Origin of the sequence: Microcoleus sp. N9_B4, assembly GCF_036701635.1 — a bacterium.
Taxonomy (GTDB): domain Bacteria; phylum Cyanobacteriota; class Cyanobacteriia; order Cyanobacteriales; family Microcoleaceae; genus Microcoleus.
Window position 1 is genome coordinate 190820 of the sequence record NZ_JAUBRC010000003.1, and the last position, 21874, is coordinate 212693.

At 44.4% G+C, this 21874-nt stretch carries 18 protein-coding genes and 1 pseudogene; 3 read left to right on the forward strand and 16 right to left on the reverse strand.

Features of this window, described 5'->3' with window-relative positions; genetic code table 11:
* Positions 1-159: 159 nt before the first annotated feature.
* Positions 160-1323, reverse strand: coding sequence for a ferrochelatase (hemH, locus tag QUA43_RS03190; protein WP_333370944.1), 1164 nt, complete (start codon positions 1321-1323; stop codon positions 160-162).
* A 254-nt stretch (positions 1324-1577) separates the two neighbouring features.
* Here hemH and QUA43_RS03195 point away from each other — a divergent pair, with 254 nt between their 5' ends.
* On the forward strand, positions 1578-1913 hold the full coding sequence (locus QUA43_RS03195; protein ID WP_333370945.1) for a hypothetical protein: 336 nt from the start codon (positions 1578-1580) through the stop codon (positions 1911-1913).
* Positions 1914-2132: 219 nt separating this feature from the next.
* Here QUA43_RS03195 and QUA43_RS03200 read toward each other — a convergent pair whose 3' ends face one another.
* The 3 genes from QUA43_RS03200 to QUA43_RS03210 form a co-directional block, all read right to left on the reverse strand.
* Complete coding sequence (locus tag QUA43_RS03200) at positions 2133-3257, reverse strand: hypothetical protein (RefSeq protein ID WP_333370947.1); 1125 nt, start codon at positions 3255-3257, stop codon at positions 2133-2135.
* A 236-nt stretch (positions 3258-3493) separates the two neighbouring features.
* Entirely contained in the window at positions 3494-4192 is a 699-nt protein-coding gene (locus QUA43_RS03205) for a GDYXXLXY domain-containing protein (protein ID WP_333370949.1), read from the reverse strand.
* A gap of 200 nt (positions 4193-4392) precedes the next feature.
* Positions 4393-5793 (reverse strand): DUF2157 domain-containing protein, encoded by a 1401-nt coding sequence (locus QUA43_RS03210; protein WP_333370951.1) that lies wholly within the window; start codon positions 5791-5793, stop codon positions 4393-4395.
* Between the two features lie 191 nt (positions 5794-5984).
* On the opposite strand from QUA43_RS03210, the gene QUA43_RS03215 reads away from it, so the two are divergent.
* The gene (locus QUA43_RS03215; RefSeq protein ID WP_333370953.1) at positions 5985-6599 is read left to right on the forward strand and encodes a Uma2 family endonuclease; all 615 of its coding nucleotides are present in this window, start codon (positions 5985-5987) and stop codon (positions 6597-6599) included.
* Positions 6600-6855: 256 nt separating this feature from the next.
* On the opposite strand, the gene QUA43_RS03220 is transcribed toward QUA43_RS03215, so the two are convergent.
* From QUA43_RS03220 to QUA43_RS30770, 5 genes and pseudogenes are all read right to left on the reverse strand, one after another.
* Positions 6856-7206, reverse strand: coding sequence for a hypothetical protein (locus QUA43_RS03220; RefSeq protein ID WP_333094186.1), 351 nt, complete (start codon positions 7204-7206; stop codon positions 6856-6858).
* Between the two features lie 396 nt (positions 7207-7602).
* A complete protein-coding gene (locus tag QUA43_RS03225; RefSeq protein ID WP_333370955.1) occupies positions 7603-9102 on the reverse strand; it encodes a hypothetical protein in 1500 nt (499 codons plus the stop codon).
* 195 nt (positions 9103-9297) lie between these two features.
* Positions 9298-10008 (reverse strand): DUF547 domain-containing protein, encoded by a 711-nt coding sequence (locus tag QUA43_RS03230; protein WP_333370957.1) that lies wholly within the window; start codon positions 10006-10008, stop codon positions 9298-9300.
* Positions 10009-10055: 47 nt separating this feature from the next.
* A pseudogene (locus tag QUA43_RS30765) lies at positions 10056-10166 on the reverse strand (hypothetical protein); the annotation flags it as partial.
* Positions 10167-10181: 15 nt separating this feature from the next.
* Positions 10182-10304, reverse strand: a complete 123-nt coding sequence (locus tag QUA43_RS30770) for a pentapeptide repeat-containing protein (RefSeq protein ID WP_445301944.1) — start codon at positions 10302-10304, stop codon at positions 10182-10184.
* A gap of 255 nt (positions 10305-10559) precedes the next feature.
* Between QUA43_RS30770 and QUA43_RS03235 the strand changes: the two genes are divergently transcribed.
* Positions 10560-12038 carry a bifunctional orotidine-5'-phosphate decarboxylase/orotate phosphoribosyltransferase gene (locus QUA43_RS03235; protein ID WP_333370959.1) on the forward strand — a complete coding sequence of 493 codons (1479 nt, stop codon included), beginning with the start codon at positions 10560-10562 and terminating at the stop codon, positions 12036-12038.
* A 482-nt stretch (positions 12039-12520) separates the two neighbouring features.
* Here QUA43_RS03235 and nrdJ (QUA43_RS03240) read toward each other — a convergent pair whose 3' ends face one another.
* The 7 genes from nrdJ (QUA43_RS03240) to QUA43_RS03270 all read right to left on the reverse strand — a co-directional run bounded on the left by nrdJ (QUA43_RS03240) (position 12521) and on the right by QUA43_RS03270 (position 21850).
* Positions 12521-13594 carry a ribonucleoside-triphosphate reductase, adenosylcobalamin-dependent gene (nrdJ, locus tag QUA43_RS03240; protein ID WP_333370961.1) on the reverse strand — a complete coding sequence of 358 codons (1074 nt, stop codon included), beginning with the start codon at positions 13592-13594 and terminating at the stop codon, positions 12521-12523.
* Between the two features lie 244 nt (positions 13595-13838).
* Positions 13839-15083, reverse strand: a complete 1245-nt coding sequence (gene nrdJ / locus QUA43_RS03245) for a ribonucleoside-triphosphate reductase, adenosylcobalamin-dependent (RefSeq protein ID WP_333370963.1) — start codon at positions 15081-15083, stop codon at positions 13839-13841.
* Positions 15084-15291: 208 nt separating this feature from the next.
* Positions 15292-15579 carry a hypothetical protein gene (locus tag QUA43_RS03250; RefSeq protein WP_333370964.1) on the reverse strand — a complete coding sequence of 96 codons (288 nt, stop codon included), beginning with the start codon at positions 15577-15579 and terminating at the stop codon, positions 15292-15294.
* Positions 15580-15736: 157 nt separating this feature from the next.
* The gene (locus QUA43_RS03255) at positions 15737-17899 is read right to left on the reverse strand and encodes a DUF4394 domain-containing protein (protein ID WP_333370966.1); all 2163 of its coding nucleotides are present in this window, start codon (positions 17897-17899) and stop codon (positions 15737-15739) included.
* Positions 17900-18472: 573 nt separating this feature from the next.
* Positions 18473-20134 carry a hypothetical protein gene (locus tag QUA43_RS03260; RefSeq protein ID WP_333370968.1) on the reverse strand — a complete coding sequence of 554 codons (1662 nt, stop codon included), beginning with the start codon at positions 20132-20134 and terminating at the stop codon, positions 18473-18475.
* Positions 20135-20332: 198 nt separating this feature from the next.
* Positions 20333-21286: an ABC transporter ATP-binding protein gene (locus tag QUA43_RS03265; RefSeq protein WP_333370970.1), complete on the reverse strand. Its 954-nt coding sequence runs from the start codon at positions 21284-21286 to the stop codon at positions 20333-20335.
* A gap of 441 nt (positions 21287-21727) precedes the next feature.
* Positions 21728-21850 carry a hypothetical protein gene (locus tag QUA43_RS03270; protein ID WP_333370972.1) on the reverse strand — a complete coding sequence of 41 codons (123 nt, stop codon included), beginning with the start codon at positions 21848-21850 and terminating at the stop codon, positions 21728-21730.
* Positions 21851-21874: the final 24 nt, after the last annotated feature.

Here is a 21874-nt window from a genome sequence, read left to right on the forward strand (position 1 = left end):
GCGCTGAGGAAGAGAAGAGAGAGATCAATCATTCCGATCCCAACGGATTTGATATCATTAACCATGTGTAACAACGGTCAACAGTCAACAGTCAACGGTCAACTGTCAACAGTCAACAGTCAACAGTCAACAGTCAACGGTCAACTGTCAACTGTCAATTTAAAGCAATCCGATCGAGTGTAGCGGGCCCTGACCCGTAATTAACTCCAGCAATAGTGCCACAAAACCAATCATCGCCACACGACCGTTCCAGACTTCCGCCCCCGTGGTCAAACCCCACTCCCACTGCTCTTGAGGGTACATTTTCACTATCTTGGAAGGGCGTATAACATCAGAGAATTTAACGCTGGGAGATTCGATCGACTCGATGACTAAATCGGCCAAGGCTTCAATAAACACCGGATGAGTATTCAGGGCCGGCACTCGGTAGAAATTTTTAATCCCCGATTCTTCTGCTAATTCTCGATACTCCATGTCAATTTCTTGCAGAGTCTCGATGTGCTCGGAAACGAAACTAATCGGAACTACCAACAAATCTTGGACTCCATTTTCTGCCAATTCGGTAATGGCGTCTTCGGTGTAAGGCTTGAGCCATTCCACCGGGCCAACCCGACTTTGATAAGCTAGAGTGTGTTCGTTCGATCGGTTCAAATGTTCCATAATCAGACGAGTGCAATCTTCAATCTCGCGCTGATAGGGGTCTCCAGCCTCTTCTACGTAGCTGAGGGGGACGCCGTGGGCGCTGAAAAAGATGTGAACTCGATCGGGATTCGGATTGTGGTCTAGTTGTTGGGCTATCAGTTCCGACATTGCCTGAATGTAACCAGGCCGCTGATACCAAGAAGGAATCGCGGTATATTGTATATCCTTGAGGGCAGGATCTTTGCCCCACATTTCTTCTAGCTGCCGGAAGCTGGAACCGCTGGTGCTGATAGAAAATTGAGGATACAGCGGCAAGATTGTCAAATGTTCGATGCGATCGCGCTTAATTTTGGCGATCGCCTCTTCAGTAAAAGGATGCCAGTAGCGCATCCCCACGTATACTCGAGCATCCTGTCCCTTTTCTTGCAAGAGTTCTTGCAGCGAAGTGGCTTGTTCCTCGGTAATCCGCCGTAAAGGAGAGCCGCCACCGATTTGGCGGTAGTTTTCCTGGGATTTTTGAAAGCGCAGGGTCGAAATCAACCAGGCGAGCGGTTTTTGCATCCACGGAAACGGAATGCGAATGATTTCCGGGTCAGCAAACAAGTTGAACAGGAAAGGACGGACATCCTCGATTTGATCTGGCCCGCCCAAGTTTAATAGCAATACTCCCACACGACCCATAGCGGTTACAGCTCTCCCATCGTCTCAGTTCTGTTACTTATCTTTATGATATAACTTAATAATATCTTAAGTCGATAGCAACGTATACATAATTTTGACTATTGCAAAACTTTTTAGAGATTTAAGTTATCCGTATCAGTGTCTCTAGGATTGCGATCGCGCGTCTGGCTGCTTTGAGCGTAGGCTGCAATCCTCGTTTGGGTCACAACGGCAAACGAAAAATGTACCATCAGCCAATTATTATTTAGAAGCTTTTGCCAACTGTCAGTTTGACAGGAGTACGCAGCAGCGTTGGGATGCACGAAATGCAACGGGCGCAATTGCGACAAATATTTCAGGAAGTATACCGCGCGATCGAGCCCGGTGGTCTATTCATTTTGGTAGATATTCATCGGCATACAAATCCGGTATTTATGCCAGGGTTGGCTGTATTTTTGTGGTTGTTGGAGACTGAAACTGACTTGGGGAGTTTGTTGGCAGAGGTGGGATGGCGATCGTACAATTCCGAAGTAACTCCACAACCCAAACTTTATGCTGGCGGCAGCATTCAAGTAATACAAGTTCAAAAGTCATTAGTCATTAGTCATTAGTCATTGGTCATTAGTCATTAGTCATTAGTAAAGGACGCGCCAATTATTGACTAAACACTGCTGAGTTCTTACTTTTAAAATGAAGAATGTCTACTCATCGCTAATCCTTCATGACTAATCCTTCATGACTAATGACTAATGACTAATCCTTCCTGACTAATGACTAATGACTAATGACCAATGACTAATGACTAATGACTAATGACTAATGACTGCTAACTAAACAAACTTTTTCGCTTCTGCCAAAGCCGCCTCAAACTTGAGCAATACATCCTTTTCGGTGTGAATAGCTTTCTCTTGTTCCAGCAGCGGGCGGCCAAAGCGAAAAATGCCGTCCTGTTCTACGTGGTCTACATAAGGTAGCGTTTCTGGATGTGGCAAAAATTTTCTGCCGATGGTGTACGGCGTGTGGAAAGAAAAACTAAAATCGGGAAACTTGTCGCTCTTGATTTCGAGATAGTAAAGCGAGTAATAATCTTTGGTTTCGCAGTACACACATTCGCGGCACTTATTTACAAGTTTGCGGTTCTGATAGAAAAAGTCCCACTTGTCCCAATAGTAGGCATCTTTCATCATTTCCTGGTGGTCGTCGCACAGTTCGAGATATAATTTGTCAGAATCCGCCGGACGGTAGAAGTAAAGCATGGCGTAGGGCATTTCAATCAGTAACTTGACTGCTTGATTTTTTCGCTGGTACCATTCCTGCTGGTGAGTTTCGTAGACTTCCTTATATTTATTAATTGCTTTAAAGCTGTTGAGCTGATTTTCTTTGGCCCAGCGCGACGCCCAAACTGTCCAGTAAGCTAGCTGGAAGGTTGCTGAAATTTCTTCCGAACCTTGTTCTTTCCAGTCGGCAATAATTTTTTCCCAAGCTGAACTAAAAGCTACTCGTGATTGTTCGTTTTCTTCAGGCTTTTCTGTATTGATTGGGGTGGGTATTTGGTGATTATTTTTAATCAGCCCTTTGGGTTGTTTGCGCCAATTATTAATATCGGTTGGCGTTAGACTTAAGATGAATCTTCTGTCGTGAACGGGATATTCTAGATGGATTCCTGATTTGCGGAAAGAGCGGTATTCTAAAATAGGGAGTTTGTCTTGTTCAATCCACTGCTGGCGTTCTGCGGGCGAACACTTGAGTATTGTTTCTAATTCTACCGGATCGACGGCTAATTCACTTTTGAAAGTCTCCCAAAATCTTTCTTGTTCGGCTGGATTTGCTTCCAGGAGGGATACAATTCGGTTGACGAGATGATCTGTTTGGTCTGGGCAATTTTCGGGAAGTCCTAAGAAGTCGAGGAGTTTGGTCTTGAGTATTCGTCTGGCAGAGATTAGCTCGGCTAACATGAGAAGCTCCAGTAGAGTCATGACTTGCGCCCTTGAACAGGCAAGATTTGTGCAAGTCTTATCTATCTTAATAGATTCTCCTGAGTTGTCGGCAATTGAATGTCCGCGCTAGCGAAGCTATCCCCAACGCGCCTGCGGGCCCGTTGCGGTAGGGAATCGCCGAACTTCTGCCCCATCCCTAAGCCAAAATACTCAAAACAAGGGCAAAAGGTCGATCGACCTTTTGCCCTGATTGGCTAAAATCGATAATTGCGATCGCGCACCCACAAACTCACAGGCACAGCATGGCCTGTTTTGTCAACCTTTACTTCTACCAAAAATGATTGTCGCTGCTTCCTTTGAGCTTCGCTAATCTCCTGATTGACTTTTTCCCTTTCATCCTCTGGCATATAATAAGTTTCTAAGCCGTATTGCATCTGCCAACCGTTATATTTGCCCTTAATTGCGATTTGATTGGCGGGCAAATTGGTGGGATTTTTGAGACTGACCCGGACGGGTTTCCAAGCTTGGGGGCGGCCGGGCTTAGTGGGGGCTTTTGGCGCTTCTAAGATTACATAAAAACTGGTTTCTGGTTTGAGATTGTGCGTATTTTTTGGACAAACAATTCCGGGCGGACAAGGTTTTTTTTCGGTAGGTAAATCTTTCCAATCGGGGAGTTTTTGGAGATTTGTGACATCGGAAATATCATATCTCAAAACTTGGTAATATCCGCGCAAAAAGTCGTAAGGGTCTACTGGTGCTGTTTGCAGAACAACTGTTTTGCCAGTAATAAAAGTGTAAACTGCGGTCGCGGGTACGGCGGCAATTAGTCCGATTTGCAAGAGTAAAGGAACCCACAGCCGCCACGCAGGAAGGCGTTTTGCTTCCGGGGGAAGCTGAAACACATTTGTTGTATCTGGATTTTCAACTAATAAGTCAATGTTGTTTGTGTTCATATTAGGTATGGGTTATATAGCAATCATTGCAGGAGTCGTAAATTTTTGACCCCACCCCAACCCTCCCCTTATCAAGGGGAGGGAGTAAGAAATTCACAAATGATGCGAGGATGGCTATATTGTTTACGGTTGTTTCGGAATGATTAAACCACAGAGACCGCAGAGGGCGCTGAGTTAGAGAAGAGAGAGATGAAGATTTTCTATTCATCGGGGATTTTTGCGAAGTGGCGCTCGAACCACAAACCCGCAGCAATTACGCCAATTCCGCACAAAACAAAGACAAAAGATTTGAGCAACAATCCTGTGTTATATTCAAAGACTCTGCTGATAATTTGCAGGGTAATTAATACCATGCCTCCCCAAAAAGTCTGGCGGTTTCCTAATGCTAAACCTTCTCTGATTAAGCCGACAGCAAGCAAAAATAAGAAAACATTGAACAGAAAAGTCGCTAATTGAGGAAGGGGAGTAAAATTGAGGTGAAAAAGCGGTATTAAGGCGCTGGCGAGGATTAAAATGCCGATCGCACCTGTACTCAAATCCACACCATTTTGTTTGGGCCGTCGGAGTTCCAAACGTCCCAAACGCAGCCACTCAAACACCGTGAAACCGCCCAAAACAGCCACATTTGTCAGCAAAACCCAATCGGGCTCAGTTTGCCCAGGATTCGGCGAATCTTGCCACCACCAGTGGAAAGAAAGAAAATAAAACAAACCGGCGAGAAACAGCAGTGCTAAACTGCGGGAAGTAGGTTGAAACAGCTTGCTGCGTACCTTCGGCCAGATTGCATCGTCGTATCCCCACAGCAAAGCGGGCGGTAGGGCGCAAAACATTGTCACAGCCCAAGTTTGATTTAACCCTTGGATAATTGAAACTTGTAGGGAAAAAATTATCGCGATCGCACCTATGGCAAAAATAGCACGCGACCGACACCAATAAGCCAGCGGCACAAACATTATACTGGCTGCGATCGGCATTTGCCGCACCAAAACTTCCAGCCAAGAAAACTCGACTTTGGAAGACCAATCTAACACGGCAAGCCAATAGCCCAAACCGATTAAAAGTGCGGACAAAACGCCCAAGGAAGTCAACCGCAAACTGTAAGCCATTCCGAGCACGCCGATTCCCCAAGCAAGGAAAAGTCCGTAGGAAGAACCGCCAATATGGAACATTTGCGCCATCAATGCCATATTTGCTCCTAAAATCAGAGCTCCTAACAGCAACAATCCTTCACCTAGGAGTTTGTTTCGCCCTTTTGTTACGGGCATATTTGGATGGGAGTTTTGGCTTCGGGATGGGGGAATTCGCCACAGATAGAAACCTGCTGCATTGACTGCTACGAAAAGACTTAGCAGCAGTGCCACTCTCACTTCCCGCGACCAAACTTGCCAGTTTGCCGCTACAAAGGTGATGACTCCTATACCGAGGAGAATGCCGCCGAGACTCATCAGAATGCTGAGGAATCGGTTGCGGGAGGCGGTTTCGAGTGTGTTGAATTGGTAGCGTTCCGAAAGTTGTTGGTAGAATGAAGTGTCGATGAGTCCTTCTGCTTGCCAGAGTTTGGCTTGATCTCGCAACTCGCGCCGAAATTTATCTGAAATCATTTTTAATATTCCAGAGGATTTGAACTGTGATAGTTTTTAATATGTCATTTGTGGCTCGATTGTCGATGGAGGCTGGGACACCTGCTAAACTTGCACAGCAGATTTGATGGATATGCTTCGGCTGTTGAAACCGTTTCTACATAAACAAACTCCCAGCAGAAAGGAACGAATAAATCAAGGAATGTAATTTTATGGTACAAGCTCAATCTAAAAAATTAACTTTTGACGAGTACCTTAATTACTCAAATGATACGGGTCAACGCTATGAGTTAATTGATGGGGAGTTAATAGCTTTGCCACCAGAATCTGAACCTAATAATTTCATTGCTAACTATCTATTTTTCTATCTTGCTAGCAGCGGACTCGTGCCACTCAGGCTGATTAAAACGCATAATTGCGAGGTTCAAGTTGCCGTTTTGCGATCGGGAGATGCGGCCAACCGCTACCCCGATTTGATAATTCTGGAACCTGAACACATTCCGCTGACAGCAATCAGGCTAACTATCACTTTCGATATGCTGCCTCCTCGGTTTGTTGTGGAGGTAGTCAGTCCGGGTAGAGTGGGCAGGGATCGGGATTACGAGCCTCTTCGAGGGCTTCGCCAACGCAAACGAGCTCAGTACGCAGCGCGGGGCATCGCAGAGTATTGGGTTATCGATCCAATTGAACAAGTGGTGACGGTTTTGCGGCTTGAGGAGGGGCAATATGTTGAGGTTGGGGTATTTCGGGATGGAGAGGCGATCGTATCTCCGATGTTTCCACAGCTAAGTTTGACGGTTCAACAGATTTTGAGTGGAGAGGTTTAAGGGCGGATCGATAGCTAATTGGTTAGCATTCATCTAACCACCTACCGATTAGTGAAAATCTCCACCCTCAACCTGATTAAGGCTATGTTTCCATCCCTAATAGGGGTTTAGTTTGATTGCAACCTGTAAGTTTCGCTAACAGTCACACCATTTTTAGATAGTGACGTGAGAATATCACCAACCTTACTTTGCTAAATAAATATAGGCGGGGAAACTCAACTTTCCGCGCCTAAAGCTTGTAACCCTAACCAATACGTCAGTTATCTATTCCAGAAACCCTAGATGTGCTAAATTTAATATCAGCTTCAGAACACAATATTTTTATTTTCTCCTCTACTTTTTTTATTATTTTTCCACCAACAACACAACCCCAAAAACCACCTTCTTCATTACGGTGTGAAATTCTCCAATGTTCATCATTTTCAGTTTCAATAATTAGAAACATATTATTAAGAGCAATTATATGTTTACAGTCAGTCAAATACTTAACTACGGATGTATCTAAAAAAACATAAAAATCTGAATATTCTGGAGTTTCTATAAATGAATTTCCACCCTCACAAGGTACTAAATTCAGTTCTCTTAAATCAAATTTGAGTGTAGCCACTAATTTTATTCCTTACATTTACAAATGGTTATTAAAAATATACCCTTTACATAAAGACCTCGACATTATACTTATGGGTGATTTACATAAAGACCTATAAATTATACTTAGGGCTGATTATTGCACCCGTGACGCTTTCTTGCTAGACCTTGCCACCGCTACGACGGCTAGACCGTGCAAGCCGCTAGACCGTCTGACCGTGCAAGCAAGACGATCGCTCCGACCATCCGCTAAACGTATGAGCGAGCCGTGCCAGACGTGTCAGATGTGTAAAACGTGCTTAGAATACAACCCGTACCTATGGTAAGACTATACAGGCGTCCGAGCATCGTGCGCCTATAGAACCATAAATATGATAGGACTATGAAACCATCCGACCTTAACGTATAGTTATTTTTACCATCTGGCATTAATAAAAAATATTTTAAAAAACTCACTTTCTATATATATGTTTTTTCCATTTACATTAAATGATGATCTAATCTCGTTCTCTGACTTACCACCATTAACAATTATAAGAAACAAAATAGTAGTTGAATTAGTAGAATTGGGATGATTATTTTCTATTATTAATTTATGACATTTTTTAATTATCCCACGGCTAGAAGTGAATTTCAATATGATTCTATCATGATTAGAAAATTTTATAACGTTTTCTTGAGGGACGCATTCCACAGTTAAACAACTATCTTTTAGATGATAATCTAACAATTCTGATAGTATAAATAATGCTATTGTTTCTTCTTTAGGAACACGTTTTATTTGAGGAAAATTTATTACATTATAAAATTCTTTACACAGTCCCCAACTTACAATTTGTGAAAAATATACACGTATTGTTTCTAACAATTCTTCACTATTAATAAAATATATATCACTAATATTTTCAATATTTAAAGGATATTTTTCAGAATAAAATCTTGCAACATCATGCCAACTAAATAAATTTTCAGGATCTTTAATAAAATCATAGGGGATAGGTTTTGTTGATTTATATGTATCAATTAATTTTGTCATCATATCAGGATGCTCTACAAGTAATTCTTGTAAACTATTCTTATCTTTAACAATATCATTCCATGTTAAACCATCGGCAAATAAAGTTCGCATTCTATCATTCATATAATTTCTAAGTTCTAAATTATGATGTTTTATAGCATCTTTTTCACTCCACAAATAACTAATTGGAAGAAAAGTTAATATATTTTCGGGTACTAAAAGAATTCCTTTATCTAAGTAACAAGGTAAATTACAATATCTATTACCATTAATATCAGTTGAATCAGCTTTTGGTAAATTTAATTGTTCTGCAATACGACTTGAAAATTGAGCTAATTCTGGTAAAATTATAGAAATAATCATATCACTAATTCTATCAGCACCTATATTTTTTTGAAAAACTGCTGCTAATTGAAAAATAATAGGATCTACCAGCCCCACTTCTACAAAACTTGTAATATTATCTAATAAATCCCATGCTATACTCCATCCAATACCTTTACCTCCACTACCTTTGTTTGAGTATCCTAAACCAGCTAGAGGAGTTTCAGAAAATATTAATTTATCACGAACTTCAACTCTTATTTCTTTATACTCTTCTTGAAGTCTCAAATATTTAGGTGAAGGTCTATAAAAGAAATTCTCTGAACTTTCCTTAGCTTTTAATTCCTTAAGTTCTTTTTTTACTTCAATAATAACTTGTATTTCTTTTATTCTGTTTTCAAAATAATTCATAACTTTTTCATCAGCATTTTTTAGCTCTATCACAGATGTTTTTGATAAGAGTCTTGGGTCTATATATAGTTTTGAATCATTATCAATAAATCCATTAAATACATTATGTTCCCTTAATATTATTGAATCTACCTGAAACACATCACTAATTCTTTGAGGCATATTTTATATTTATTAAATACTGAAAATATCAGCGTTTACAAGTTTTGAGCTTCAAACCATTATAATAACCTCTCTATAGTACACGTCAACTATTTACGTGATCCGATCGCCCTGTTGAATCTGGCAATTTGAAGGGGTAACGACAGCCGAAAAAAATTACTCCCTCAAAAAAACACCTACCCCTAGGCGCAAATTTTATCCATCAACCCGATTCAAATTCCAGTCGTAAGGCAAAAAAACGATCGCCCATTTATCACCCACAGCCGCCTCCGGCCCCAAATAACCGCCCACATACTCAGCCACCGAACCCGCCGCCTTCACAAAATCCTCGCCGTACCACTTAAAAATCTTGCTCAAATAAAGCGTCTTTTTCTCGGCATCATATCGCACCTTATCAGGATTGTGAATAAAACGGCTGGCATCTGCTTCTAGTTGAGTCCGTACCGACTCCGGGAAATAAGCCCCCCGGCGCAGCAGCGGGCACCCGACTGAAGCGCAAACTAATGCAAAATGGATGCGCGGTTCCGCAAATTCCGGCCGCAAAATTGCGTGTTCGATTTGATTGAGACTGTACTTTTTGCCGCCAATAATCGTATTTGAACGAGTGAAAAAATCCAAAAAACTCAGCCAGTTGGGAATTCCCAAAACTTTGGGACGGATGGACGCGATCGGATATACTTCGAGAACTTGAGAAATTGCGATCGCATTGTACGCATTCAGCCACAACGCCAGCCGCGAATCCGCATCAGTACCATAGGCCAAATCCACATCAGCCAAACTTTCCAGCCACGCCCTCAAAACATCCGCCCCCTCAGCTTTCCAGCGCCGATAATTGACGCGGCCGAAATCGTCAACGTAGCGTTGCAGCAACTCGTCCCAAATCGTAAAGTCGATCGTACCGATCATTTATTACTATCCCTAATATAAGGCGGGCATTGCTTTAGATTCTGCTTCTATTTAATACTACCGTCAACCAAAATAATACCTCCAACGGTAGGATTTTTTAGATTAACCCCCTCAAACGGGCTCTGGATTAAATTAGCTTGAGTAAAATTAGCGCCTTGTAAATTAGCTTGCCGTCAAGAAGCCCCGCTCAAATTTGCCCCGGATAAATTAGCTTCCCTAAAATTTGCTTCTCTCAAATCTCCCCCTTGCAAATTCGCATTTGCTAAACTCGCGTACCGCAGGCGAATGCCGATCAAATCGCCGCCCGGACACTGGTTAGTTTACCGCAACTAATTGATTTGCTGCGGGTTAGGTGCAATCACTGGTGTAGCCAACTCGAAAATCATTCCCCATGAAACTGCTCCCAAAGTTACAGATTTCCTGCTCTTTACATTCTACAATCTTAAAAGATTCTTAATTTCAATTTCAACGGGGATCGGTTTCTTCCGGCACAACACCCCTCCCACTTTGAGCTGCATTTTTTTAAATTCCCCTTACCTCCATAACACACTATGACGGATCGAACCAACTTTTTCGATAAACTGTTAGCGGCTGTTGAAAGCAATCAAAGTTTGCTGTATTTAGCCCTCGACCCCGACTCGGAAACCTTGCCCGCCCTGGTTTCGATGACTGGGGAAGAGACTCAAACTTTTGTAACTGATTTGTTGTCAAAGCTAAAAAGTGCGATCGACCAAACAGCAGATTTAATTTGTGCCTGCAAAATCACCCTCGGTTTTTACCAATCTCTCGGTATTCCCGGTTGGGCATTGCTGCAAGAAATTTTAACAATTATTCCCCCTCACCTGCCAGTAATTTTAGATGCCAAACACTGCGATTTAAATACCAGCACAGTCTTTGCCAAAATTGTATTTCAAGACTGGCGAGTTGACGCTATTACTTTAAGTCCCTATGCCGGATTCGACCAAGTAGCGCCTTTTTTGTTATACGCCGGAAAAACTGTTTTTGTACTCTGTGCCACCGCCAACCCGTCAGCGGCGGCTGTGCAAGAATACCCGACGCCAAACAACCCTTTTTACTTGCAATTAGTCCGACTCTCTCAAACTTGGGGAACTCCCGAAAAACTAGGTTTAGAAGTAGGAGTAATGCCGGATATGTTAGCGCGTATCCGCAAAGAAGCTCCTGAACGCCTAATTTTAGTTGAAGGAGACATCGCCGAAGAAAATGACCTCACAGAAGAAAACGACCTCGCACAACTGCTGGCGGCTGGTTTAAGCAAGAATGGTGAAGATTTATTGCTGCCAGTCCCCCCAAGTTTATTAGCGGGTAAAGAGCCGCGCCGAGAAATTGAGAAATTGCGGGATAGTATTAATAAACAGAGGCTGCGCGCGATCGAAGGTAGTCCCACTTGCGAACTGTGGCTGCCCGATGTTTGCTTTTTGCAACCGGAACCTCACCGCGATTTAATCTTGCAACTTTATGACATCGGCTGCGTAGTTTTTGGCGACCACGTACAAGCATCGGGAGCCGTATTTCCATATTACATCGACTTGCGGAAAATTATCTCAATTCCGCAGATTTTCCATCAAATTGTCAGCGCTTATGCAGACATTCTCAAGGATTTAAAATTCGATCGCATTGCCGGAATTCCCTACGGTTCTTTACCCACAGCAACGGGTTTAGCATTGCGGATGGAACGCCCGATGATTTTCCCGCGCAAGGAAGTCAAAACTTACGGTGCCGGCAAGTTAATTGAGGGGCATTTTCAGGCAGGAGAAACGATTGTCGTAGTCGATGATATTTTGATTAGTGGCAAAAGCGTGATGGAAGGCGCGGCTAAGCTAAAATCGGCTGGCTTGAATGTGGAAGATATCGTGGTATTAATCGACCACGAACAGGGAGTCAAAGATAAGATGCAGGCCAACGGTTATCGCGCCCATTCTGTGTTGGCGCTTTCGGAAATAGCTGAAATTTTGTATCGAGCAAATCGCATTGATACCGAGCAATTCCATCTTTTGACAGCGGAACATTAAACCCCAATTCCTGTAGGGCCGGGTTTTACCAACCATAATCGCCAAAAATTAATAATCTGATCAGGGAGTATCTCATATTTGTAAAAACACTTCTTCTGGCTCCTTCCTTCTGACTCTTTCCCCGCAGCAAGAGAGCCTCAAAACTCCAATTTCTAGCTTGGTTACAAAAGTGAGATGCTCCCTCCGATCAACCCGCCCCCACTCAATGTACGTTTTTTCCCTCGACGAAAAAAGGCGTTGTATCTCAAAGCGACTCGCTGTGCGATTATTGGGTCATGGAAAGGTCAAAATACAGGTGATTGGTGCAATGATATCGGAAGTTGCTGCATTTGGCTTTTGGGATTTTAAAATCCCAAAAGTTTTTCGACCCCAATTATTTGAACGCTACCCCTTGACAGGTCAAGACAGTATCTACGATTTTATGTTTATCTGCAATTAAACATAAAAAAAATCCCCCAAACGGGGGATTTCCTTCAAGGCTATTACAAAGCCTTAGTCTCCGGCATCAGACACTTATCAGAATCGCAGCCCGCCGGCCCCGAATCCATCATTTCACCCAAGTCATAGCGACTCAAAGCCTCGTGAAAAACATCAATTTCGCGGCGCGCTAAAGTCTCTGCCACCATCTTGGTGTAAATTTCCTTGCTCACCGGTTCAAAGGGCAGACGGGGGAAAGTTTCAAGAGCATCAAACCGAGCCAAAAGCGCTGCGGAAATGTAGCCTTCATCATCGCGAATCGCTTCGTAAATCCGAGTACCCAAACTTTCAACTTCGTTTTCGCGCAGTTCAATCGTGGCCGAAGTGTTATGTCTGACATAGAACTTTTGCACCTGCATATAAAAGTCCATTTGTGCCGCCGCTGAGAATTTGTTAATGTCAATTTCATCAGCACCGGGTAAATCAGCCCAACTTACCGCAACAGGTATTTCTACCAGCCATTCTGTACAGCGTTCATCGAAGGGATTGTTCAGCAAATTGCCGTTTTCATCTTTGTCAGATTGAGACGGAATCACGTTGTATCCGTAGTCGATGCAGGCGAGGGCTACGGGGTCGTTTTTGCCGAAAGTGATTCGGCGAATAAAACGCTGGGCTTTCGGCGGATGCCAGCCGGGTGAAGCACCTGTCAGCAGAGATTTAGTACCGGATGGTTGAACGGTTGTGCAGCGATTTGGGCGTTTTAAGGAATGGCGATCGCAATAATCCCATACTACCCGATTCACAATCTCCCGCCAACCACTCAAATACTCTTCTTCCCGCTGTTTAAAAGCGATTCCTTGCGGAGTTTGCGGGCGGCCTTCCACCCACCAGCGCAGCCACTCAACGCCAAAAGCGTGAACGAAGAAATCGAACAATCCCGTGAAAGATACGCCGACAATCGGGTCTAGTTCGCGGCTGTATTGATAGCGGGGTTCAAGAAATTTGTGATTGAGAAGTACCGCCACAGATAGAGCCGCAGCCCTGAAAGCTTCCTCCTGTTCTTTGAAGTTGTAAGGGTCAATTTGATTAAGGTGAACCTCAGAAAGATTGCAGTGGAAGTTAGAGCCGATGATTTCCATTTTTGTTACCCTAAAGGCTTTTTATCCTTTAGTTCTACAGATTCCATTTTACCTGTAGCTCGGCGTACTTTTTCATTTACTGTAGTTGTAAATGCCCCGCACTCTTGCCAGGATTATATTCTTCAATTAAGAAGGTTCACCCGGTACGCTCTACGGTGGTAAAGGATTTTTAATTCCCCTACTTACCTCGGAGTTAACATCTCAGTCTTCTCCGATTTTGCGAGGTTTTTTACGTGAGGCAAAATTACTTACCACACGGGTTTAAGCCCATACGGACTAACCGATGCTCTAATTCTTCCGCAGTCATATTAGGATAGCGTTCCTGCAACCAATCTTTAGCTTTTCCTTCGTCGTAAGCTTTCAAAAACTCAAGTTTAAGACTCGGTGTTGAAAGTAAATCAACGTTAGATCGAGCTACAGCTTCCCCGGCCCATTGAATCGCACCTTCGCCGCTATAATACTGTTTGCGGACAGCATCAATACATTCTTCTAGTGTAGGTTTGGTATGGAAAACTCGCGTATGGTTTGCCATCCGAAGGGCATCGCGTTCTGGATCTATTCTCCAGTTGCCGTTATCATCTTGCTGCCACAAATTATTTTTAGCATTTGCCCCTAGTTCGTCATCGAAAGAAAACTGACGAATTCCCGCGCTGCGCCTAATGTTGCCGGCGACGATCGTGACCGCCGCTTCATCAATCAACACGCAGCATTCAACTGAATTTAACTGCCGCCCTAAAGCTTTATTCAAAATTGCGGCGCAGCGCTGATAAAGGTCGGGCAATTTCACCGGATTTGCTACTCCGCCAAAACCTTTTAAAGGTTCTCCCACCGGGCGAACGTCGCTCAAATCGATAAAAACTTGAACTTCTCCTGCAAATCTTTCATCTGTGGATAATTCCAGCAAACTTTGATAGGAGTTTACCCAACCTTGGCGAGAATCTCCGACATAAATAGTTGCGGTTTTTTCTGCTATTTTTACTTCTGTTTCTTGACGGCGCGACTGGGCGGGTGTAAAGCCGATTTCGCCTTGCATGGTTAGGGTTAAACGGTTGCGGATCGGCGGCAGTTGGTTGATATATTGTGGTTCCAAGACTGCCCCGGTGCCGCAGCCCATCATTGCCAAATCCATTAACAAACCAAAGGAACGCCAGTCGAGAATATTTGTTGAGGAGCAATTATATGCGCCGGAAAAATTCTCTGGTTGCTCGATCCATTTGCTGCCACCTACCCACAGCCAGCGGCCTGAAGCGAGGGTTTTGAGCTGGTTTTGCATCCGGTGCAGCAGTTGTGTTTCTTCGGGGGTGAGGTTTCCCAGCTTTTGCAGCCCCTTGACTGTTCGATCGCACACTTCGGCCCAAGTCTCCCTTCCCGTCTCGGTACGGCGGCTGTAAGTCCTAAAAAATACTGGATTGGCTGCGGGTGCTGTTTCGGGGAAATCGGACAGGTTGCGTTTGTCGCTAGCACTCGATCGCTCTAATTCTCGAACCATAGGTTGTGTACTGACGTGTCGGAATAAATCAACAGACTACGAATATACAACAGGATTCAGATTTAGGGTAAAAGGTTAATATATTTGACAATTTGCACTAGATATGGGGCACAGAACTGTACAAGCTCGATCGGGCGATCGGCTCAAAACTTGACAAAAAAACCCGATTTCTTCCTGAAACCGGGTGAATAGCAAATCTTGTCAATTGTCAATCCTTTGTCAATAAAAACTCAATATTGGGTAACAGCGGGTCTTGAACAACCCCTACACCGTTAAAGCCCCAACGTTCAAGCAGCTTTTTAACCTGAGAACCGGAAATCGATTCTACTCCGAATCGATCGGCAACCTCAGCAGCGTGGGCGTTGAGATAACTCAAAGCGTCATAGTCTTCGCGAAACATCAGCAGGTAACTCACCGCCGAATCTGGATTGGGACAAGCGCTGATATATTTGCCGTCAGCACGAGAACGTAGCAAGTAAAAAACTTGAGATAACATCTTATCTTGGTTGTCAAAATAATAGATTAACTCAAATTGGGCATTGGGAATCGGGAATCGGGAATCGGGAATTGGGCATTGGTAAATTAAAAAAGTTTAATTATTTTTCTTCCTTCTTCCTTCTTCCTTCTTCCTTCTTCCTTCTTCCTTCCCCTATTTAAATCAAAGTTAGCGCTAAACCTTTAATCCCTCGCCCGTCACCAATTTGACCAACAATCGAAGCTTGACCGGTCGTCAAATTGATATTGTATAGACTGGAAACTCCGCCAACTTCGATCGCAGCCAAAGCCGTCTCGTTACCGCCAACACTCCTGACATCAAAGCCGAGAACAGTACCAGCATCAATTCCCAAAGATCCGATCGTATTCAACACGCCATTATTCGGCGGATCTTGTCGCACCAAAACGTCTAAATTGGTGTCAATTGCAAACAGTGTCGTCGAAGCTGCCCCTGCAAAGTTATTCACATACGCAGCCGCCGCAGCCGCGCCGGGATTGCCAAAATTGCGATCGCCCGCAGCATAAGCCAAATTCCCGTCGAGTTGAACTCCCCCCGTCAACGTGTCAACATCGACAAGTGCCCCCGTATCCGGGTTGAGGCGGGCGTTTTGACCGGCTTGATTGACAAACCGAATTCGATCGACCGTCGGATTGAAATCAAAACCCGCAGCCCCCGGAGTTAGAGGAACAGCAAACTGCCCGCTACCGACTGCACTTGCTTGCCCAGTAACGGGATTAATCGCGTACAAGCGATTGCTAGAACCCACACCGTATAACACACCGTTAGCGGGGCGAAAATCAATTCCCAGCAAACTTTCTCCCGGCTGCAACCCTGTAACTGCTGCGTCACTGAGAATCGCCCGCGGTGCCGCCTCGTTAAAACCGACAATTGTTTCAGCGCCATTTCTGACAGTTAAGGCGTAAGCTGTAGGCAAAGGCAAAGCCAAACCGTTAATCTGTCTCCCGTCGGCAATTTGACCGACAAAGGAAGCTTGACCGCTACTTAAATTGATATTGTACAAGCCGGAAATGCCACCAACTTCCAGCGCCGCCACTGCCACCTCGCGGCCGCCAATACTCCTGACATCAAAGCCGAGAATGCTAGTAGCATCAACTCCCAAAGATCCGATCGTATTCAACACTCCATTATTCGGCGGATCTTGTCGCACCAAAACGTCTGAATTGCTGTCAATTACAAACAGCGTTGTCGAAGTTGCGCCCGCAAAGTTATTCGTGTACGCAGCAGCCGCAGCCGCTGGATTTGACCCAAAATTGCGATCGCCCGCCCGGTAAGCTAAACTCCCGTCGAGTTGAATTCCCCCCGCCACCGTGTCAAAATCGACAATTGCCCCGTTATCCGGGTTGAGGCGGGCGTTTTGATCGGCTTCATTGACAAACCGAATTCGATCGACTGTCGGATTGAAATCAAAACCCGCAGCCCCCGGAGTTAGAGGAACAGCAAACTCCCCGTTACCGACTGGACTTGCTTCCCCAGTCATCGGATTGACAGTATACAAGCGATTGCTAGAACCCACACCGTATAGCACACCGTTAGCCGGCCGATAATCAATTCCCAGCAAACTTTCTCCCGCTTGCAATCCAGTTACGGGCAAATCTGAGATCACACTTCCCGGATTGGAAAGACTAAAACCGACAATCCGATTAGCAGGAGTTAAAGCATAAGCCGTTGTCCGCGCTGGAGGCGGGGGGTTTGGAACAACGCTGCTAATATTATTAGTGAAACTTGCCTGGTTAATCGCACTTTGTCTCACCCCTCTGAGAGTAGCGAGAAATTCTCCAGTCACTCGGTCTTGAATAACAGTATCGTTTCCAGCTTCCTGAATATTCAAGTCGCTAAAACTAAGACCTCCCGCCAAACCGATTAAATCTGTACCGGGTGCAAAATCGGCGATCGCGTCGGCATTTGCCAAACTAACACCGCCGCTGGTACGACCCGGATCTGCCTCAGCGTAGCGCCTCAAAACAAAGAGGTCTGCCCCGTCTCCGCCTATCAGGACATCAGTATCTCGATCGCCCGACAAAACATCATTGCCGGAGTTTCCCGATATGGAATCGCTGCCTTTTCCGCCCACTAAAAAGTCGTTACCTTCGCCGCCGTTAATAATGTCGTTATCTAAATCTCCAAAAAGCGAATCTTGACCAGAATTGCCCTCTATTAAATCGCTTTGCTTACCTCCATAAATGCTGTCATTACCAGAGTTTCCGGCAATGGTGTCATTGCCCATCAAACCAAAAATCAGGTCATTTTCTGGAGTTCCTGCGAGCAAGTCTGCTTGGGCGGTGCCTCTAATTTCTGCCATCCTCTAATCACCCTCTAAATTTGATACTTCTGTTGCCTAACGGCGGTGGTATTCTCAGTCAAAATATCACAAATTCGCACTTTTAGGATAGTTTTTCTGATTTTCGGCTGTAGGGGTCGGTTGCAATAAAAGTATTACAGGCAGGTCAAATGATACATAAACCCGCCTCCCGATTCAAATCAATCCACTCCTAAAGACAGATCAGTTAGCCGTATTTTATAGTTGGCTGTGTAGCCAAGGGCGATCGCAGCTCAACTGCAAACAGGCAAGCTGAAGTTTTTAGCGGTGCGAACCTATGAAATTTTGTACTGCGTTCATTAGTAATATACGCTGACTCTATAATTTTGGATCTGTACAGTTAGAAATTATTTTTCAACTTTAATCTTAAAGCCTGCGAAGGTGAGCTTTGTGTGTAGCGGCGACAACTATCGAGCGGTAGAAAGTGGATTATAAATGCGGAATTTGCATAATAAGTTAGTTGAACAGTCGTTTTCAGACGACTTAAGCTTTCAGGCAGGGGTTTAAATCCCTGCCTGAATCGGAGTTTCACGTTTGAGATCTTCCCCTGCTTTTTCAAGCTTTCAGCAGTGCTTTAGAAGCTGATTGCCCAGCGAGTCTCAGTTGCGATCGCAATTTGAGATTCAACAACACCAATACAGTCCACTGACTGAGTATGGATAGCAAAATGGTATTTCCTGACGTGGCTGTCAGAAACGGCGAAAACCAAATGCCAAAGGTTGAAGACAACCACAAAAAAGGAGCTTTTTCTGGGGTAAGCAAGAGCATAGATAAGATCACAGGTGGCAACAAGATAGCGCCACCCACTGTGCGGGCGGCCCAAATTTCCTGATTTCTGGTTTTGGTAAATAGGAATAGTTGGGCGATAGCTGCATAAATTAGGATGAGATTCATGCAGAGAATTACGCCCCAAAATCCGTTTGTCTCAAATTTTTCCAACAGCGTCCAAGGTGTTAAAATTATGACTGAAATCAGCAAATTGATGGCGATCGCAACTACAGCCGGACTTTTATCGCTCCAAATTAAATCGAGTAATGGGTAGCGCCGCCACAACTTTTGACTGCTGGGAACGATTTGTTGACGATACCTCGCCCAATCGTACAATGATTGTCTGTCAGATGTTAAAGCTGCAATTAAAGCTAAGAACATCAGCAAATTCAAGATAAGTAAACAGATGAGATTAGCGTTTTCTGGGGCGTCTGATTGGAGTGCAAACCCTAAAAATATTACCTGACAGCAGATAACTAGCAAATAACTTTGCCGCTTGCTCAACACTGTAGCACTGGGATTTGGAAAACGGCGCTGCCATCCCTGCCACATCCAGTAGGTTCCTGTACCACAAACCAAGAGAGACAAAGCAAGGCCACTGGCAATATTTGTATCGACTGGCCAGTAAAACCATTGCAAATTATCTAAATTTACAGCGACAAAAGGGAAATGATAATATTCAGGAAGAACTCCAAAAATCAGATATTTCAGGAGAGCAATGGGAGACAAAAATGTTAGCAAATCCCAAGCAGTGTGCGTGAACGGGAGTATCGCAGAAATCCACAACAAAACAAAAACCGGAATGGTAGCTAACGCAGGTTGCAATCCTCCCAACCAACTCGTTGTCAATCCAAATAGCATCGCAGCGCTGTAAAATAAAGCACAACTAGCTGCAACCGCTGCATAGAAACATAAAATTCCATCCAGGGGTATGTGAGCAGCTAATCCAGCGTACAAGTGCAGCGGTACTGCCAGAATTGCTGCTACATAAAGGAGAATTGGGACGCCCAGAATTTTGCCCATAAAAATTGTTTTGGCAGACTGGGGACTGAGGCGAATAAAGTTGAGCGTGCCGCGGCGTTCTTCCTTGTATAAGTCGCTGACAAGCATATAAGTCCCTGCGAGTAAGAGGGCTAACACGCTAAATATGCTCAGCCAAATGAATATCTCTCCCCACCACTTCGGCCAGTTAATGACTAAGTTGCCCAAGGCATCTGTGACGCACTTTGAGTGATAGCTATGACAAAATTCGTAATAGATGGGGTCAGTATGATTCCAATTAGGAGGGGTAACGGGTATCTGGGCGCTGTAATACATGAATAGCAGCAGTTGACCGCTTAGGGAAAAAGCCGAGGCGATCGCCATATTGCCAGTATTCAAGCGGCCTTTGATTTCTCGAAATAACTGGGGATTCCAGTTGCCTATTTTGTCTAGTAAGTGGAGTGTCATGGTTGATTAATTATTGGTGATTTGATTGGTAATTCTCTCTTTTTTCTTCCTCTGTGTCCTCTGTGTTCTCTGCGGTGAAATAATTCCGATCCCACCGTAAAAAATATAACTCAGTTATAACTCACTGTTGAATTATTTTCAATAACGGGCAAGATGCCCGTTCCACAAAGAATTAATTTGATTCTGGAAACGACTAAATTAGGATGCTTGCTGGTGTCCCATCTTCAGAAAAATGGTTTCTAAATCTTCTTGAGTGCAGTGGAATTCTGTTAGGGGAATGTTGGCCGCGACGAGTTCGCGTAATAAATTTGCCGCATCTTCCGGGCTTCCTGAAAAATCAACGCATACCTGTTGAGTTTCCGGGATTATTGCCCAATTTTCCACCCAAGGAAAGTTTTTTAATGCGGATGTTAGCGCTTCTAATTTATTTCCTAAAACCGACATGAAAATTTGCTGGCGGCTGAGGCGTTTGTAAAGTTCTTGTAACGGTGCGCTTTCGACCAGATATCCGAGTTCCATGATACCCACCCAGCTACAAAGTTCGGCTAAGTCGCTGAGGACGTGAGATGATATGACTACGGTCATCCCGGCTTCTTGCAAAGCTTTGATAATTTCGCGAAACTGCATTCGGGCGATCGGATCTAAGCCAGAAACTGGTTCGTCTAACAACAGCAACAGCGGTTCGTGGATAATAGTTCTCGCCAAACTCAGGCGCTGTTTCATCCCCCGCGAAAGGGTGGAAATTAAGCTGTTGCGTTTGTTGGTTAGTTGTACGAGTTCTAAAACAAAGTTGATTCGCTCTCGGCGGCGCGGTTGCTGGAGGTTGTAGAGTCGGGCAAAATAGTCTAAATAATCCCAAACAGTCAAGTCGTCGTAGAGGGGAAAGTCGTCGGGAAGAAAGCCGATGCGCTGTTTGAGAATCGGGTGCGATCGATCGCACAATAACCTATCGCCGTTGATGTAAATTTCCCCTGTAGTCGGTTCCTCAGCCGCCGCCAACATCCGCAGCAAAGTAGTTTTGCCGGCACCGTTGGGGCCGATCAGTCCACATACTTCGCCTGCTGCTACTTGCAAATCGATGTCATTGACTGCTATATGGCGATCGAATTGTTTCGTCAGCCCGCGAGTTTCTATTGCTAGTTGTTTTGCCATGTTTGGAGGGTGAGAGAAATTTGATGCGGTGCATTTCTAGGAATAATAGAAGTTAGATCGAGTCCGATTGATTTGAGGGGATTATTCGTGGGGGAGGGCGGGTTTATTTAACCTGTCTGCAAACTTTAAGCCTACTGGCGAACCCGCCCCTACAGCTAATAAAGAATGCTGCAATATCTCAGATAGATCCGATCCGTTATTACAAACGCCATGTCTTGTAGGGGCAGGTTCACCGACAATAATTGCCGAAAACCGACAATCTCATAAACCTGCCCCCGCCCGACGACAAATCGCTAATCTACCGGACAGGATATTACGAATCAACACCAAAGAAACCGGGTTTTTGTCATTTTTACGGGCTATAACGCGTCTTCTCACAAAAAACCCGGTTTCTGGCCACCCGTGCGTAAATCCCGATCGAAATAGATGCCTACAGCTAGCCTAGCTCGTTCTTGCAGGAATTGTCATCTCGTTGCTGAAATTAAAACAAGGACATTCTCGATCGCTGAAATTCTTGCTAGTATTAAGTCTTCCTTCTTCCCGATCGCTGATTCGGTATGACATCTGATACGCGCACCCTTTAATCCG

Coding starts and splice junctions, on each gene's coding strand:
- hemH (WP_333370944.1), bottom strand. CDS start 1,323: ATGGGTCGTGTGGGAGTATTGCTATTAAACTTGGGCGGGCCAGATCAA.
- QUA43_RS03200 (WP_333370947.1), bottom strand. CDS start 3,257: ATGTTAGCCGAGCTAATCTCTGCCAGACGAATACTCAAGACCAAACTC.
- QUA43_RS03205 (WP_333370949.1), bottom strand. CDS start 4,192: ATGAACACAAACAACATTGACTTATTAGTTGAAAATCCAGATACAACA.
- QUA43_RS03210 (WP_333370951.1), bottom strand. CDS start 5,793: ATGATTTCAGATAAATTTCGGCGCGAGTTGCGAGATCAAGCCAAACTC.
- QUA43_RS03215 (WP_333370953.1), top strand. CDS start 5,985: ATGGTACAAGCTCAATCTAAAAAATTAACTTTTGACGAGTACCTTAAT.
- QUA43_RS03225 (WP_333370955.1), bottom strand. CDS start 9,102: ATGCCTCAAAGAATTAGTGATGTGTTTCAGGTAGATTCAATAATATTA.
- QUA43_RS03230 (WP_333370957.1), bottom strand. CDS start 10,008: ATGATCGGTACGATCGACTTTACGATTTGGGACGAGTTGCTGCAACGC.
- QUA43_RS03235 (WP_333370959.1), top strand. CDS start 10,560: ATGACGGATCGAACCAACTTTTTCGATAAACTGTTAGCGGCTGTTGAA.
- nrdJ (WP_333370961.1), bottom strand. CDS start 13,594: ATGGAAATCATCGGCTCTAACTTCCACTGCAATCTTTCTGAGGTTCAC.
- nrdJ (WP_333370963.1), bottom strand. CDS start 15,083: ATGGTTCGAGAATTAGAGCGATCGAGTGCTAGCGACAAACGCAACCTG.
- QUA43_RS03250 (WP_333370964.1), bottom strand. CDS start 15,579: ATGTTATCTCAAGTTTTTTACTTGCTACGTTCTCGTGCTGACGGCAAA.
- QUA43_RS03255 (WP_333370966.1), bottom strand. CDS start 17,899: ATGGCAGAAATTAGAGGCACCGCCCAAGCAGACTTGCTCGCAGGAACT.
- QUA43_RS03260 (WP_333370968.1), bottom strand. CDS start 20,134: ATGACACTCCACTTACTAGACAAAATAGGCAACTGGAATCCCCAGTTA.
- QUA43_RS03265 (WP_333370970.1), bottom strand. CDS start 21,286: ATGGCAAAACAACTAGCAATAGAAACTCGCGGGCTGACGAAACAATTC.
- QUA43_RS03270 (WP_333370972.1), bottom strand. CDS start 21,850: ATGTCATACCGAATCAGCGATCGGGAAGAAGGAAGACTTAATACTAGC.